The organism is Laceyella tengchongensis (assembly GCF_900182735.1).
In the GTDB taxonomy this organism is placed as follows: Bacteria; Bacillota; Bacilli; order Thermoactinomycetales; family Thermoactinomycetaceae; genus Laceyella; species Laceyella tengchongensis.
In genome coordinates, this window is record NZ_FXTU01000006.1 from 191540 (window position 1) to 204862 (window position 13323).

15 protein-coding genes, 1 pseudogene and 1 riboswitch are annotated in these 13323 nt (G+C 47.1%); of the genes and pseudogenes, 15 read left to right on the forward strand and 1 reads right to left on the reverse strand.

All coding sequences use genetic code 11. The annotated features are described in order from the left end of the window. Positions 1-20: 20 nt before the first annotated feature. Positions 21-383, reverse strand: coding sequence for a VOC family protein (locus QQZ12_RS13220; RefSeq protein WP_054095378.1), 363 nt, complete (start codon positions 381-383; stop codon positions 21-23). A gap of 163 nt (positions 384-546) precedes the next feature. Here QQZ12_RS13220 and QQZ12_RS13225 point away from each other — a divergent pair, with 163 nt between their 5' ends. From QQZ12_RS13225 to QQZ12_RS13295, 15 genes and pseudogenes are all read left to right on the forward strand, one after another. Continuing rightward, the gene (locus QQZ12_RS13225) at positions 547-1398 is read left to right on the forward strand and encodes a macro domain-containing protein (protein ID WP_123827428.1); all 852 of its coding nucleotides are present in this window, start codon (positions 547-549) and stop codon (positions 1396-1398) included. Between the two features lie 216 nt (positions 1399-1614). Continuing rightward, on the forward strand, positions 1615-2535 hold the full coding sequence (locus QQZ12_RS13230) for a class I SAM-dependent methyltransferase (protein WP_223248069.1): 921 nt from the start codon (positions 1615-1617) through the stop codon (positions 2533-2535). 189 nt (positions 2536-2724) lie between these two features. Then, positions 2725-3687: a COX15/CtaA family protein gene (locus QQZ12_RS13235; protein ID WP_189319009.1), complete on the forward strand. Its 963-nt coding sequence runs from the start codon at positions 2725-2727 to the stop codon at positions 3685-3687. A 213-nt stretch (positions 3688-3900) separates the two neighbouring features. After that, positions 3901-4039, forward strand: a riboswitch (FMN riboswitch). A gap of 169 nt (positions 4040-4208) precedes the next feature. Further along, the gene (gene ribD, locus QQZ12_RS13240; RefSeq protein WP_102992189.1) at positions 4209-5300 is read left to right on the forward strand and encodes a bifunctional diaminohydroxyphosphoribosylaminopyrimidine deaminase/5-amino-6-(5-phosphoribosylamino)uracil reductase RibD; all 1092 of its coding nucleotides are present in this window, start codon (positions 4209-4211) and stop codon (positions 5298-5300) included. A gap of 18 nt (positions 5301-5318) precedes the next feature. Continuing rightward, a complete protein-coding gene (gene ribE, locus QQZ12_RS13245; protein ID WP_054095375.1) occupies positions 5319-5972 on the forward strand; it encodes a riboflavin synthase in 654 nt (217 codons plus the stop codon). A 17-nt stretch (positions 5973-5989) separates the two neighbouring features. Next, the gene (locus QQZ12_RS13250) at positions 5990-7183 is read left to right on the forward strand and encodes a bifunctional 3,4-dihydroxy-2-butanone-4-phosphate synthase/GTP cyclohydrolase II (RefSeq protein ID WP_102992190.1); all 1194 of its coding nucleotides are present in this window, start codon (positions 5990-5992) and stop codon (positions 7181-7183) included. A 21-nt stretch (positions 7184-7204) separates the two neighbouring features. Further along, on the forward strand, positions 7205-7675 hold the full coding sequence (ribH, locus tag QQZ12_RS13255) for a 6,7-dimethyl-8-ribityllumazine synthase (RefSeq protein WP_022736240.1): 471 nt from the start codon (positions 7205-7207) through the stop codon (positions 7673-7675). Positions 7676-7692: 17 nt separating this feature from the next. Then, positions 7693-8457 (forward strand): segregation and condensation protein A, encoded by a 765-nt coding sequence (locus QQZ12_RS13260; RefSeq protein WP_102992191.1) that lies wholly within the window; start codon positions 7693-7695, stop codon positions 8455-8457. An 8-nt stretch (positions 8458-8465) separates the two neighbouring features. Then, complete coding sequence (gene scpB / locus QQZ12_RS13265; RefSeq protein WP_054095492.1) at positions 8466-9098, forward strand: SMC-Scp complex subunit ScpB; 633 nt, start codon at positions 8466-8468, stop codon at positions 9096-9098. A 423-nt stretch (positions 9099-9521) separates the two neighbouring features. After that, a complete protein-coding gene (locus QQZ12_RS13270; protein WP_284724534.1) occupies positions 9522-10007 on the forward strand; it encodes a PTS sugar transporter subunit IIA in 486 nt (161 codons plus the stop codon). Between the two features lie 96 nt (positions 10008-10103). Beyond that, on the forward strand, positions 10104-10763 hold the full coding sequence (locus QQZ12_RS13275) for a DUF2953 domain-containing protein (protein ID WP_284724535.1): 660 nt from the start codon (positions 10104-10106) through the stop codon (positions 10761-10763). After that, positions 10764-10871: pseudogene (locus tag QQZ12_RS13280) on the forward strand (sporulation protein YtfJ); the annotation flags it as partial. Between the two features lie 89 nt (positions 10872-10960). Next, positions 10961-11659 (forward strand): hypothetical protein, encoded by a 699-nt coding sequence (locus QQZ12_RS13285; RefSeq protein WP_284724536.1) that lies wholly within the window; start codon positions 10961-10963, stop codon positions 11657-11659. A gap of 287 nt (positions 11660-11946) precedes the next feature. Further along, positions 11947-12579: a cell wall-binding repeat-containing protein gene (locus QQZ12_RS13290; RefSeq protein ID WP_102992193.1), complete on the forward strand. Its 633-nt coding sequence runs from the start codon at positions 11947-11949 to the stop codon at positions 12577-12579. 40 nt (positions 12580-12619) lie between these two features. Further along, a complete protein-coding gene (locus QQZ12_RS13295; RefSeq protein ID WP_223248104.1) occupies positions 12620-13207 on the forward strand; it encodes a cell wall-binding repeat-containing protein in 588 nt (195 codons plus the stop codon). The last annotated feature ends 116 nt before the right edge of the window (positions 13208-13323 follow it).

Below are 13323 nucleotides of genomic sequence, written 5' to 3' on the forward strand. Positions count from 1 at the left end.
CATTGCCTTGTTTTAATGGATTATCCTTTTAACACATATTCATAGCCATCCAGGTCTTTGAAGACGGCGAATGTACCATACGGCATTTTGTTGGGCTCACCTTGGAATACCACCCCGTTTTCCTTCATGCGTTGATAGGTGGACTCGATGTCGTCGCAGAGAAAGACAAGGGAAGGTTTTAACTCGGCCCAATGAGTCATCAGTGCGCGGGGATAAAGCACCAACTTGGTTTCGGCACCGGCTGGCCCCACTTCGATCCAACGCCCGCTCGGCCCCATCGGATGGTCGGCGTGTACCGTGAAGCCAACCTGCTCGGTCCAGAAGCGCAATGCTTGATCCTGGTCTTCAACGTATATGGTGACAGTGGCGATTCGCTTAATCATGCCCAACTCTCCTCTCATGGCTGTAATGGTTCGTTGGTTCATAGCTTGTTCCGTTTCCCGGAAAATAACGCGGATGGTATTAAAACGAAATCCGGATGTGAAGATTGTGAGCGTTTGCCATTTGCGATATAGTGAGAATTGGATAGGAGAGATTTATTTTGGGGTGACTAAACTGAATTCTTCGGTAAAAAAGAAGCTCCGGCCAGTATCGATCAAATTGAGTGTCGTATGGCACGACATCATACACAATCCGGGCCGGTTTTTAGCGTCGGTGTTCGTTCCATTGGCAACGATGTGGACATTGATTGAAATCTCTTCGTATTTTTTGCCGATTTCGCAACTGTTGCAAGGCATCGGGCCGTTTCTGCTCCTGTTGCTAATCAGCCTGTGCATCGGTGTGGTTCAGATGATTCGCCCAGAGGAAATTAACATCAGAGTGGGAACGAGCCAAGTAGTCATCAAGTTTGGCGACTTATTGGCCCAAGAGGGGTTTAATGTGATTCCAAGCAATAACTATTTTTATTTTGCAGCCAGCCCCCTTGCCAACTCTTTGGATGTGCAATTGGCGCGGCAGATTTTCCAAGCCGATTTCGACAGATATAAAGAAGTGGGATGGTTGGTTGATGAGCTACTTGAAGCCAAAGGGCGCAGTTATCCCATCGGCACCACTTTGCCCGTCGTATTTGGCGAAGGAAAGTATCTGATTGTCGCCTCCAGCATGATGGATGACCCCAGCGGGCTTCCCTACATGGACATGCACATCTTGTGGGATGCGTTAAAAGGCTTATGGGCCAAGGCGCGAGAACTTTGCGAGGGGCACCCAGTCAATGTGCCGTTGCTTGGTACGGGGAGAGCGGGGATCGGCATTCGCGAAGTGGATTTGATTCGCATCATTATCATTTCACTTCAGCATGAGCAGCAACGCGTTTCTCCCACGGTGCGGATTGTGATTCATCCAGATAAATACGCTGATATTGACTTGGGTCAACTGAAAAAAGAGTATCGTTGGCTATGACGACTTTTGATAATCGCCGTCTGTCGTAAGATAGGTTGAGCAGACGGCGATTACCAAAGTCTGAGGCGAGTGGTGTCGAAAAATAGCACTTGACAAATATAATAAAATATGATATAATAAAAAATTTATTGACTATTTATCCTCTTGCGTAATATGATGATAATGAAAGCTGATCTCTCATAATTTATCAGCAACCGTGCAAGAGGAGGATAAACAATGATGGAAAAAGAACCTCGCGTTAGTTTGACCGCACTCATTTCCGCCTATGGCCGCGCATACCACGCCATGTATGATTCCCCTAAGATATTTGATGATTTTCTAGCTCGTCAGTGGTTTACCGATGAAGCGTTTTCCGAATTGGGAGCCCATCTGGCTCAGTCCCTTCCGCACTTCGCCCCGGAGAAGGTCGCTGATTGCCAGGATCAAGCCAGTGCCTTACGATGGGTGATGCAAAGTCATAACGCCATCAGCCTCAGTCGCTCAAAACATGCCGAGGACAGCTTGGAGTTAGCCGTCCGCCAGGGAGCACGGCAGTATGTCATCCTCGGGGCGGGCCTCGACACGTTTGCGTTTCGGCGGCCGGACATGTTGGAGCAGATCCACGTGTTTGAAGTTGATCATCCCGCCACACAAGCATTTAAGCGGCGTCGCCTGGCCGAATTGGACTGGGAGCAACCGCCGCAATTACATTTCGTTCCAGTGGATTTCACTGCTGAAAAACTGGCGGATGCGCTTTGTCGTACAGCGTTTGATCCCCAGTTACGAAGTTTTTTTAGTTGGCTAGGTGTGACTTATTATCTTGACAGAGAGACCGTGTTTGACACCTTGCGCTCATTTGCCGATATTGCCGCAACAGGTAGTTGGATCGTTTTTGATTATTTGGATCTAAACGCCTTTGACACTAAACGGGCTTCCGTTCGCGTGAAGCGAATGCAAGAGGCAGTGAGTCGAGTAGGAGAGCCGATGAAAACAGGGTTTGACCCGGCTACGCTTGCCAAGGAGCTGGCCCACATCGGCTTGCGCCTCGAAGAGAACTTGCCCCCAACTGACATTGAAGAACGTTATTTCCTGGGCCGGACAGATGGTTACCGCGCATTTGAACATATCCATTTTGCGCGAGCGGTGGTTGACTGCTGATTAATCAGTTCGGTGATACTTCGTGTTTCTGAAATTACGGGTTGCGAGGATATACCGTATTGAAGATCGCTCCTCTACCACTTGACAAGATCATCCTATATTGTGAGCGGATTGTGCCGATTCGTTGACAAGATTTTCACGGATGGAACAGAGTGTGTTATGATGTGGAGTGGATGGAGGAGGATGCGCATGAAACAGCTTCGAATTTTACGGGCGCTGGCGGTGGTCACCTCGGTCGGCGCTTATATCATGCTATTAATGGGCGCTATCGTCAGCAAGACAGAATCGGGTAAAGGTTGCGGAAACTCTTGGCCTTTCTGCCATGGACAATTGATTCCCGAATCGATGCCGATCAGCACCCTGATTGAATTAAGCCACCGTGTTGTTTCGGGCATCGACGGGTTGCTGATTTTGATCTTGACCGTATGGTCTTGGATGATGTTCAAAGACAATATGCGCGTCAAAACGTTGGGCTTTATGAGTCTCTTTTTTGTGGTGTTACAAGGCGGACTGGGGGCGTTGACGGTTGTGTTTGAAGGCGAATTCGCCAAGAAATTTGCCCTTGCTCTGCACTTCGGCTTTTCGCTGATCTCATTTGCCAGTGTAATTTTGTTGACAGTGACGTTGTTCCAGTTGCCAAAACAATTAAGTGTGAAAGACGATCAACCCATCAGCAAAGGGATGAAGATTGCCACATGGGGATTGGCTGCTTGGACGTATGTCATTGTTTACACTGGGGCGCTGGTACGCCATGCTGATGCCACAATGGGATGCGGGTATTCGTTCCCCGGTTGCGGAACGACCTTGTTACCTGATTTTACTTCGTTAGCGGGAATTCACATGTTGCACCGGTATGGGGCATATTCTATGTGGCTTTTCAGTTTGCTTTTCTTGATAGGGATTTTGAAGGCGTTTCGCGATCGACAGGATTTTGTGCGAGGCGGTTGGATGGCGTTTGTCTTGATTACGTTGCAGGCGCTGACCGGGATCATCACGATTAAGACCGGTGGGCAGCTGGTGGCGGCGTTGGTACACACCACGATCATTTCCGTTTATTTCTCGGTAATCAGTTACCTCTGCATGCAAGGCGGTTGGCCTTGGAAACGGAGTTTGAAGGAAGCGGAGTTGCCTGCAAATCCGATGGTGAATTAGGTTAGGGTTGGCGAACAAACCGGTATTCATGAACGGGGTTCATGAGCACCGGTTTTTTTGTATTTGTCCGTATGAAATTAGTGCAATTGGAAGATGCCAGAATCAAAGAAGTGGAAAAATTTATTTTCGCATCTCGCCAGTTGCCGTTCTTTTTGATACAATCACTTATGAACGATTTTTCTCGTTCAAAATGGAAAATTAAATCTGTTTTTTTGCATCCTTCGGGGCAGGGTGAAAATCCCGACCGGCGGTGATGGGGCAAATTGGCCCCTTAGCCCGTGACCCGCACGCGTGCGGTGGATTCGGTGAAATTCCGGAGCCGACAGTATAGTCTGGATGGGAGAAGGATGAACAGGTGTCGTGTACCCTTTGGGGAGGTTTTTTAAAAAAGCTCTTCTAAAGGTTTATTTTGCTATGCTAAATTTTGTATACGTACATGAACCTGCTTCTTTCTGACAATTGCCCCGATTCCTTGTGCAAACTGGGAAGCGGGGTTTTTTATTCAAAGGGGGGGTGAAAAGGTGAAAGCGCATGAAGATTGGATGAGATTGGCGTTGGATTTGGCAGGAGCCGCAACCGGCCAGACTTCCCCCAATCCCATGGTGGGCGCGGTCGTTGTGAAAAACGGCAAAATGGTTGGAATGGGCTCTCATCTGAAAGCAGGAACGGAACATGCAGAGGTGCACGCAATCAACATGGCTGGCCGTGAAGCAGAAGGGAGCACCATTTATGTCACATTGGAACCCTGCAATCATACTGGTCGAACACCGCCATGTACGGACAAGTTGATCGCTGCGGGAGTTCGGCGTGTGGTGATCGGAACGACCGATCCGGATGAAAATGTGCAGGGACGGGGGATCGCCCGGCTTCGCGAGGCCGGAATCGAGGTGATCGAAGGGGTGTTGGCGGCAGAATGCCAAGCGCTGAATGAAGCATATTTTTTCCACCGCCGAACGGGCAAGCCGTTTGTCACTTTGAAGACGGCGATGACCTTGGATGGCAAAATCGCCACCGTGACGGGAGATAGCCGCTGGATTACGGGCGAAGCTGCTCGTGAACATGTGCACGTGATGCGTCACCGGCATGATGCCATTTTGGTGGGAATCCGGACTGTGCTATGCGATGATCCCCGATTGACAGCTCGGCTGGTTCCAGGCGGAAATCATCCTGTGCGCGTGATATTGGATAGTCACCTACAAACCCCGTTGGATGCAGCCATTACAAAGGTTGACGAAGCACCAACTTGGATTTTTACAACCGATGCACGGGATCGGGAGCGTGAACAGCTCCTTCTCGCCAAGGGGGTGCGCGTCATTTCGACAGGTGCGGCGCCGCAAGTTGATTTGGAAAAGATGCTTGATATTTTGGGGAAGGAAGGGATCTTGTCGCTGATGATCGAAGGTGGCGGCACGGTCAACGCCGCATTTTTACGGCAAGGATTGGTGCAAAAAGTGGTTGCGTTTATCGCGCCAAAATTGTTGGGCGGCCAGGATAGCCCCACTTCCTTTGAGGGGGAAAATCCTTCCCTTATGCAATCATCTCTTTCGCTTCGGGATGTGCGTGTCGCGCAATTTGACCAAGACATCTGCGTCACAGGTTATCTTCATGCATGATGTCGGAGGAGGATGGCTGTGTTTACAGGAATCATTGAAGAAGTGGGCCGAGTGATACATGTGAAGAAGCAACCGGCGGCGATGGAGTTGACCATTCAGGCCGACCGCGTGCTCCAAGGGACTGAGTTGGGGGACAGCATCGCCGTCAACGGCGTTTGTTTGACAGTGACCCGTATGAGCGCGGACACTTTCTGCGCTGATGTGATGCCGGAAACTGTCAAACGAACCAACCTGAGTCAGTTGCAGACTGGAACCCCGGTCAATCTGGAACGGGCGCTGGCAGTAGGAGACCGATTGGGAGGCCACTTCGTGCAAGGGCACGTTGACGGGGTGGGCGTGATTCAATCGATTACGCCCATGGCCAATGCAGTGGTCTTTCGCATTCAAGTGGACCCCGCTCTCACCGATTACATGATTCCCAAAGGCTCGATTGCGGTCAATGGGATCAGCCTGACGTTGGTCGATGTGGAAGCGAATGCGTTCACCGTTTCGATCATCCCGCACACATTGCACCACACCCAGTTGCAACAAGGGAAACCGGGCGATCAGGTCAACATCGAGTGCGACATGATCGGCAAGTATCTGGCTAAATGGGTGAAAGGCAAACCTGCTGTTGCCGCGCCGGATGGCTTGTCGTTGGACAGACTAAAGGAAGCCGGGTTTCTCGGTTGACAAAGGGGGAAGCGAACATGTTTCACACGATTGAAGAAGCGCTGGTTGAATTGAAACAAGGCCGGGTCATTATCGTGGTTGATGACGAAGATAGGGAAAATGAAGGGGATTTTGTGGCGTTAGCCGATCGGATCAAGCCGGAGACGGTCAATTTCATGATCACTCATGGTCGCGGCTTGGTGTGCGTTCCGTTGTTGGAAGAGCGGGCGCAAGCGCTGGATTTGCCTCCTATGGTTACGCACAACACCGACCGGCATGGTACAGCGTTTACGGTTTCGGTGGATGCACACAATACGACGACGGGCATCTCCGCTTTTGAACGGGCAGACACGATCCGCCAACTGATTGATCCTGCCGCTAAACCGCAACATTTTCGTAGGCCGGGCCACATTTTTCCGCTGGTCGCTCGTCCAGGAGGCGTGTTGAGACGGGCGGGGCACACGGAAGCGGCGGTGGACTTGGCTAAATTGTGCGGCGCCTATCCTGCGGGAGTGATTTGTGAAGTTATCAACGAAGACGGCACCATGGCTCGTGTGCCCGAGTTGTCGGAAATCGCCCAGCGGTTTGGGCTAAAGATGATCACCATCCAAGAGTTGATCAAATATCGCCGTCGCACAGAGACGCTGATCAAGCGGGAAGTGTCGATCCACTTGCCGACGGAGTTTGGCGAGTTCACGGTGGTTGGGTACACCAACGATGTGGATGGCAAGGAGCATGTCGCTTTTGTCAAGGGAGAGCTTGACCCGGAGGAACCGACCTTGGTGCGGGTGCACTCTGAATGTTTGACCGGGGATGTGTTTGGTTCGCATCGGTGCGATTGCGGGCCGCAGCTACACGCCGCACTCCACCGAATCGCCGAAGAAGGCAAAGGCGTCCTGCTGTACATGCGCCAAGAAGGACGCGGCATTGGCCTTATCAACAAGCTCAAAGCGTATAAGTTGCAGGAGGAAGGGTTGGACACCGTGGAAGCCAATGTGAAGCTTGGATTCCAACCGGATCTGCGGGAATATGGCATTGGGGCGCAAATCTTGCGCGATTTGGGCGTCCGGCGTATGCGTCTGATGACCAACAATCCCCGCAAAATCACAGGCTTGAAAGGTTACGGCTTGGAAGTGTCCGAAGTGGTGCCAATCGTATTTCCACCTCGGAAGGAAAACCGTAATTACATGATGACCAAAAAAGAGAAAATGGGACACTTGTTGCCCTTGTGAATGCTGAGGAGGAATGGTAAGATGCCACACGTATATGAAGGAAAGTTGGTTGCCCAAGGGTTAAGATTTGGCATTGTTGTCAGCCGCTTTAATGACTTTATCACTGCTAAACTGTTGGAAGGTGCCATCGACACATTGAAGCGCCACGGAGCGGAGGATGAACAGATTTCCGTGGCCTGGGTGCCGGGCGCATTTGAAATCCCGTTGATCGCTGACCAAATGGCGGCAACCCATCGGTATGACGCCATCATCACGCTGGGCTGTGTTATCCGTGGGGCGACCAGCCATTATGATTATGTGTGCAATGAAGTCTCCAAAGGCGTGGCACAAGTGAGCCAGCGCCACCAACTTCCGGTCGTGTTTGGGGTAGTGACGACGGAGACGATTGAACAAGCCATAGAGCGGGCCGGAACCAAAGCGGGGAACAAAGGAGCGGAAGCGGCGGTCAGCGCGATCGAAATGGCCAATCTGATGCGGCAAATCAACGGCTAACAGAAAGAGGAAAAGGCATGGCGCATGATGTAAAAATCAAGCTGGACCTATTTGAAGGGCCATTGGATTTGTTGCTACATCTCATTGAAAAAGCGGAAGTTGATATTTATCAAGTTCCCATCGCGCAGATTACAGAACAGTACATGCAGGTCTTGTATGAAGCGCAAGAGCTTGAATTGGAGGTAGCCAGTGAGTTTTTAGTGATGGCGGCCACGTTGCTGGCGATCAAAAGCCGGATGCTCTTGCCGCGGCAAGAAGAAGTGTTGGAAGAAGATTTCACTTACGATGAAGAGGAATGGATGGTAGACCCGCGGACGGAATTGGTGGAGCGTTTGTTGGAGTATAAGCGGTACAAGCGGTTGGGTGAAGTGTTGCGCGAACGGGAAGAAGAGCGTAGCAAAGTGTATTCCCGACCGGCGATGGACCTCTCCTCTTACACGCAGGAAGCCAACCCAGTCGAAGGTCTTACACCGGATGATCTGTTGCAAGCGTTTGTCGATGCCCTCAAAAATCGCAAACCTCCCGAGCCGATGACCAAAGTAGCTCGGGAGGAGATTTCCGTCAGTGCCCGCATGGATGAAATATATAATGAACTGTTGGAACAGGGGCAACTTTTCTTTACGAAGATGTTAAAGTGGGACACGTTGACGAAAGAACGGGTGATCACTACCTTTTTGGCATTACTAGAATTGATGAAAATGAAAAAAATCATCTGCCGGCAGCATGCGCTGTTTGGGGAAATCTTGATTGAGCGGTTAGAAGTGGGGGGAAGCCAAACGTGAGCCAAGAGATGAAAGCTGTCATTGAAGGACTTCTCTTTGCTGCGGGGGAAGACGGTCTGAGCTTGAAGGAAATCGCGGATGTGACCGGAATGTCCAAAAAGGATGTGGAATTGCTCATCCACGACATGCGAGTGGATTGGAAAGAGCAACAGCGAGGCGTGCAAATCATGAAAGTGGCACAAGTTTACCAAATGACTACATTGCCCGAACACGCCGCTTATTTCGAAAAGTTGGCGCAAGCCCCCAACCGGTCACAATTGTCGCGGGCGGCGTTGGAAACGCTGGCCATCATCGCCTACCGCCAGCCGATCATGCGTGCGGAGATTGAAGAGATTCGCGGGGTGAAAAGTGATCGAGTGGTTCAGGTGTTGCAAAGAAAAGGGTTGATTCGCGAAGTGGGCCGAGCGGAAGGAGCGGGCAGGCCCATTCTGTACGGGACTTCCCGTGAATTCCTGGATTATTTTGGACTCAACCATATTGATGAGCTTCCTCCCGCTGATTCCATTTTTGATTGGCAAGAATGGGAGCAAGAGCGGCAAGACCTGTTTGAGCGGTTGGGCGTGGACACCGACGTCATTCAACCGGACGCTGAGATGGAAGCAGAAGAGCAACCTATGTTAGAATCAGTTCATGAAAGTTGAATAGCAACGCTCAACGTTTGTTTAAAAAAGTGCCTTCGGGCACTTTTTTTTGTTTTAAATGAGAAGGATGGCGGGAACACAGATTTGTTCTTTTTTTGTAAGATTGGCAAATGACATGGTTGATTTATAATAAAAAGCGAGTGATATTATAGATCTTCATTTATAAAGAAATGGATTGGCGGAATAAAAAATGATAAAAAAAGAAAGGAATGATCGTTGGAAAAGCAAGCAGGGAAAACGACCAATTGATAGAATATTTAAGTAAATTGATGTACGGAGATCAATGGTGTAAATATATACTTTAGCAACATATTTAGTTGATATTTATTGCATTAACATAAAATAATTCTTTTGATAAATAAAAATATACAGCAAAATATTTTTTAATTCTTTTTGAGAATGTAGCGGAAAGGAGCTTTTAATTTGTTACATCAATTGATCACCAGAGAAACCATCGTGCTCAAAGATTTCGTATCCCATTGGAAAGAGGCGGTGCGGATCGCGTCTCTTCCGTTACTCCAGTTGAAATATATTGAAGATCACTATATCCAAGCAATGATTAAAATCATAGAGCAATGGGGCCCCTATGTCGTGTTGACACCACATGTGGCGATTACTCATGCCAGGCCTGGATCAGGGGTTAACCAGTTGTCGATGAGTTTGTTGCGCCTGAAAGAGAGTGTTTCTTTTGACAGGGGCAAAGAGGTGCATTTGATCATCGTATTGGCTGCAGTCGATAATCATTCCCATTTAAAAGCATTGGCAGAGTTGTCTAACTTGTTGTCACGGGAAGAAAACATCCAAAAAATCATTCAAGCCGATGAAGCGGATGAGATCTTAGAAATCATTCGGCAATATTCCAATGATGTGGAAATCAGCGGTTATCCGCGTTTTCCGGGTTCCGCTTGATCTGGATTTCGCGGCCGGGTCCGTGGAAATTGCGCGATGCAGTGTATACATCCCCACTTTCCTGCAAAAAATACCGAATAATGGCAGGTGGTGGGGTTGTTGTTTCTTGGGCTGCTTGTTTTGGGCTTGTTGATTGCATTATTGGTCATCATCTGGTTTACCGCACTCCGTGTTGAATTGGTGTATAAACGCGAACAAGGAAATGATCGGGGCGAAATCATCCTTACCGCATGGCGGGGCTTGATTCGGTATCGCATTGCCATTCCGCAAATACAGTGGAAAGGCTTGGATCAAGGGGTAAAAGTAAATACCCGATCCAGCATGGACAAGATGATCGGAAATGGGAGTGCGGAGCAACAAAATTCGGAAGTGAAGGTAAACAAACGCCTTTTGAAGAGATTAAACAGCGCGTACAAAGAGATGGTGCGAAATGTATCAGGTTTTCACCAAATTCTTCGTTGGTTTTTGACCAAAATTACCTGCGAAAAACTGGTTTGGAAGTCGCGTATCGGTACGGGGGATGCGGCAGAAGCAGGCATTTTGACCGGGATGGCGTGGGCCATCAAATCGACCCTCATCGGGTGGTTCTGTTCAAGGGTCAAGTGTCGGCATCAGCCGCAGATCACAGTCGACCCCGAATTCCATGCGAAGGTGTGGGATACGCATGTCAATGGCATAATCCGTTTTAGGATCGGGCATGCTATCATTGCCATTAAAAGATTACTAGTTCATATGCGGAAAGGAAGAGTACGCTAAATGTCTGAGCATCCAATTCAAAACTTAATGAAAACCGCTATGGAAAACATTCGCGACATGGTCGATGTCAATACAATTATTGGCGATCCAGTAGAAACGAATGAAGGATAGGTAGTTCACAAACGATACCAAGAAGCAAAGCTGTACTAGGCCCCTGAAATCCTGTATTTTAAAGACAGCACGAGGGGAGAAACAACATGCCAAAGAAAACAGGGAAATATGATCAGGCGTTTCGTGAACGGAAGTTAGACGAGATCAAATCGCTATTGGCGCAAGAAGGATATATTGTAAAATCGCCGGAGTATGTCAACAATCGCACGAAGTTGGAGATGCAATGCCCCCACGGGCATGAGTGGCGAGCCACTTGGGACAACATCCGACAGGGTAAAAGATGTCGGCAGTGCTATGAAATGGGCATACAAAAAGCCGCTAAAACCAAAAAGCCAACTCGCAAAAACAAACCCCGCGAAGAACATCGCGCGGAAATGTTTGTGAAGTTCAAAACGGCACTGGAAGCGGAAGGCTATACGATTCAAACTGACCACTACATTAACAACCAAACCAAAGTGCCTGTGATTTGTCCTAGAGGTCATGCGTGGTCAACATCATGGAATCAGTTTGATTCAGGAAAAAGGTGCAAACAGTGCTGGATCGAAGATTCAAGATTGACACAAGAACAAGTAGAGCTGGAATTGAATAAGGAAGGCTGCAAACTCATAAGCCAGTATGAGGGAATGCTCAAGCCGTTTAAGTACCAATGCTCTTGTGGAAGAGTCTCTTATATTCGCTTGCCTGATTTCAGGAGAGGGGTTCGATGTCAAGCGTGCGGTGGGAACAAACGCAGAGAGACACTACGTATGCAACGATTGAAGAAACTGATGGGATATACTGAGTGATGCTTTACTATTTACTAAGTTGATTTCATTAGAAGAAAAGGGGTAACCAATTGCAGGGTCACCTCTTTTCTATAGGGTATATACTTTATAAAGTTCCCCTCTATTTTCAAAAAAGTAATGGTAAATAAACATCTTTTATGATATTTTATAATAAGAGTTTTAAAAAATAGTATTTTAGGAGGTAAATTGGTTGAAGAAAAACACTAAGAAATTATTGTTATTATCTATTATGCCTATTACAATTACTGGTGTTTTACTGTCAACACATTTTACCTGCAGGTACATATTTGTTCAAGGTTAACTCAGATGACACTAACACAGGTAAATATAGTTTTAAATTAAGTGGTATCCAATTTTTAGGAACTCCAGATAATTCATTACCTACATTAAATGTAACAAACCCAACAGGTAGCTTAGTAAGATTAAGTAAGGGTACTTCAACTATAAATTTAACAGGTAGTACAAACGGAACCCAAGCAAGTGTCTCTGTCAATAAGGTTAACTATAGTTTAGCAGGGAATTTTACAAAAACAGTTAATCTAAAGTATGGTTTAAGTACAATCAATTTTAAAGCAGTAAACTCTAACGGTAATATGGTGTTTGAATCACATCAAGTTATAGCGCCAGGATATAAAAGGTTAGATGGTACTAATCGTTATGCTGTGTCTGCAAATATAAGTAAGGAAATTGATGAATTTAGAGGTTTAGAAGAAGTAGATAAGACAATAATTTTAAGTAATGATAGTGCATTTGCTGACGCATTATCAGGAGTGACTATAGCTGCTAAAGAAAAAGCTCCCATTTTACTTACTTCAGCTACAAATGGTATTCCTAGTGAAGTGAAGACTGAAATTGAAAGACTTAAATCAAACAAAGCTATAATCTTGGGGGGGGGAAGGTTCTGTACCAGTTTCAACTGAGGATGAGTTAAGAGCTTTAGGAGTAACTTCTATTGAGAGAATAACTGGAACCAATAGATATGAGGTAGCAACTAATATTGCTAAAAAAATTATAACACAAGATACTGATACTGCTTTTATTGCTTCAGGTGAAAGTTTTCCTGACGCTTTGTCTGTTGCATCAATTGCTGGTCAATTACAAATACCACTACTTACTACTAATTCTAGTAATTTGTCAGCAGAAGTAAAAACATTTTTAGCCAATAATCCGCAAATTAATCATTTTGTTATATCTGGTGGTTCTGTAAGTTCAACTGTCGAGAATCAATTGAAAACATATGGTACTGTATCTAGAATTAGTGGATCAAATAGGTTTGAAGTTGCTGAAAATGCAGCCAATGCATTTAATATAATCCCAAATACAATTACAGTGGCAAACGGAATGGATTTTCCTGATGCATTGACTGGCGGGGTTCTTTCAGCCTTATCTAAGGGACCTCTACTTCTAGCAACTCCAACTTCCACTCCTATTGAAACACTGCGTTACTTTGAAAAGTACAGTCTAGATATTAATAATTTTTATATTTTAGGAGGTACAGGTTCAGTTTCAAATGATACAATTAATAAGCTTTATCCATATATACAATAAAAAAGCCTGGCATAGCCAGGCTGAGGCTGCTGACAAACTGCCTTGAAAGGCAGGGTCAGCAGCCTTTTTTGTCGAATCAATAAAAAACAATCTATAAGGAGTTTTTTCTATGTTTA

Coding starts and splice junctions, on each gene's coding strand:
- QQZ12_RS13235 (WP_189319009.1), top strand. CDS start 2,725: ATGAAACAGCTTCGAATTTTACGGGCGCTGGCGGTGGTCACCTCGGTC.
- QQZ12_RS13230 (WP_223248069.1), top strand. CDS start 1,615: ATGATGGAAAAAGAACCTCGCGTTAGTTTGACCGCACTCATTTCCGCC.
- QQZ12_RS13250 (WP_102992190.1), top strand. CDS start 5,990: ATGTTTCACACGATTGAAGAAGCGCTGGTTGAATTGAAACAAGGCCGG.
- ribH (WP_022736240.1), top strand. CDS start 7,205: ATGCCACACGTATATGAAGGAAAGTTGGTTGCCCAAGGGTTAAGATTT.
- QQZ12_RS13220 (WP_054095378.1), bottom strand. CDS start 383: ATGATTAAGCGAATCGCCACTGTCACCATATACGTTGAAGACCAGGAT.
- scpB (WP_054095492.1), top strand. CDS start 8,466: ATGAAAGCTGTCATTGAAGGACTTCTCTTTGCTGCGGGGGAAGACGGT.
- QQZ12_RS13260 (WP_102992191.1), top strand. CDS start 7,693: ATGGCGCATGATGTAAAAATCAAGCTGGACCTATTTGAAGGGCCATTG.
- QQZ12_RS13285 (WP_284724536.1), top strand. CDS start 10,961: ATGCCAAAGAAAACAGGGAAATATGATCAGGCGTTTCGTGAACGGAAG.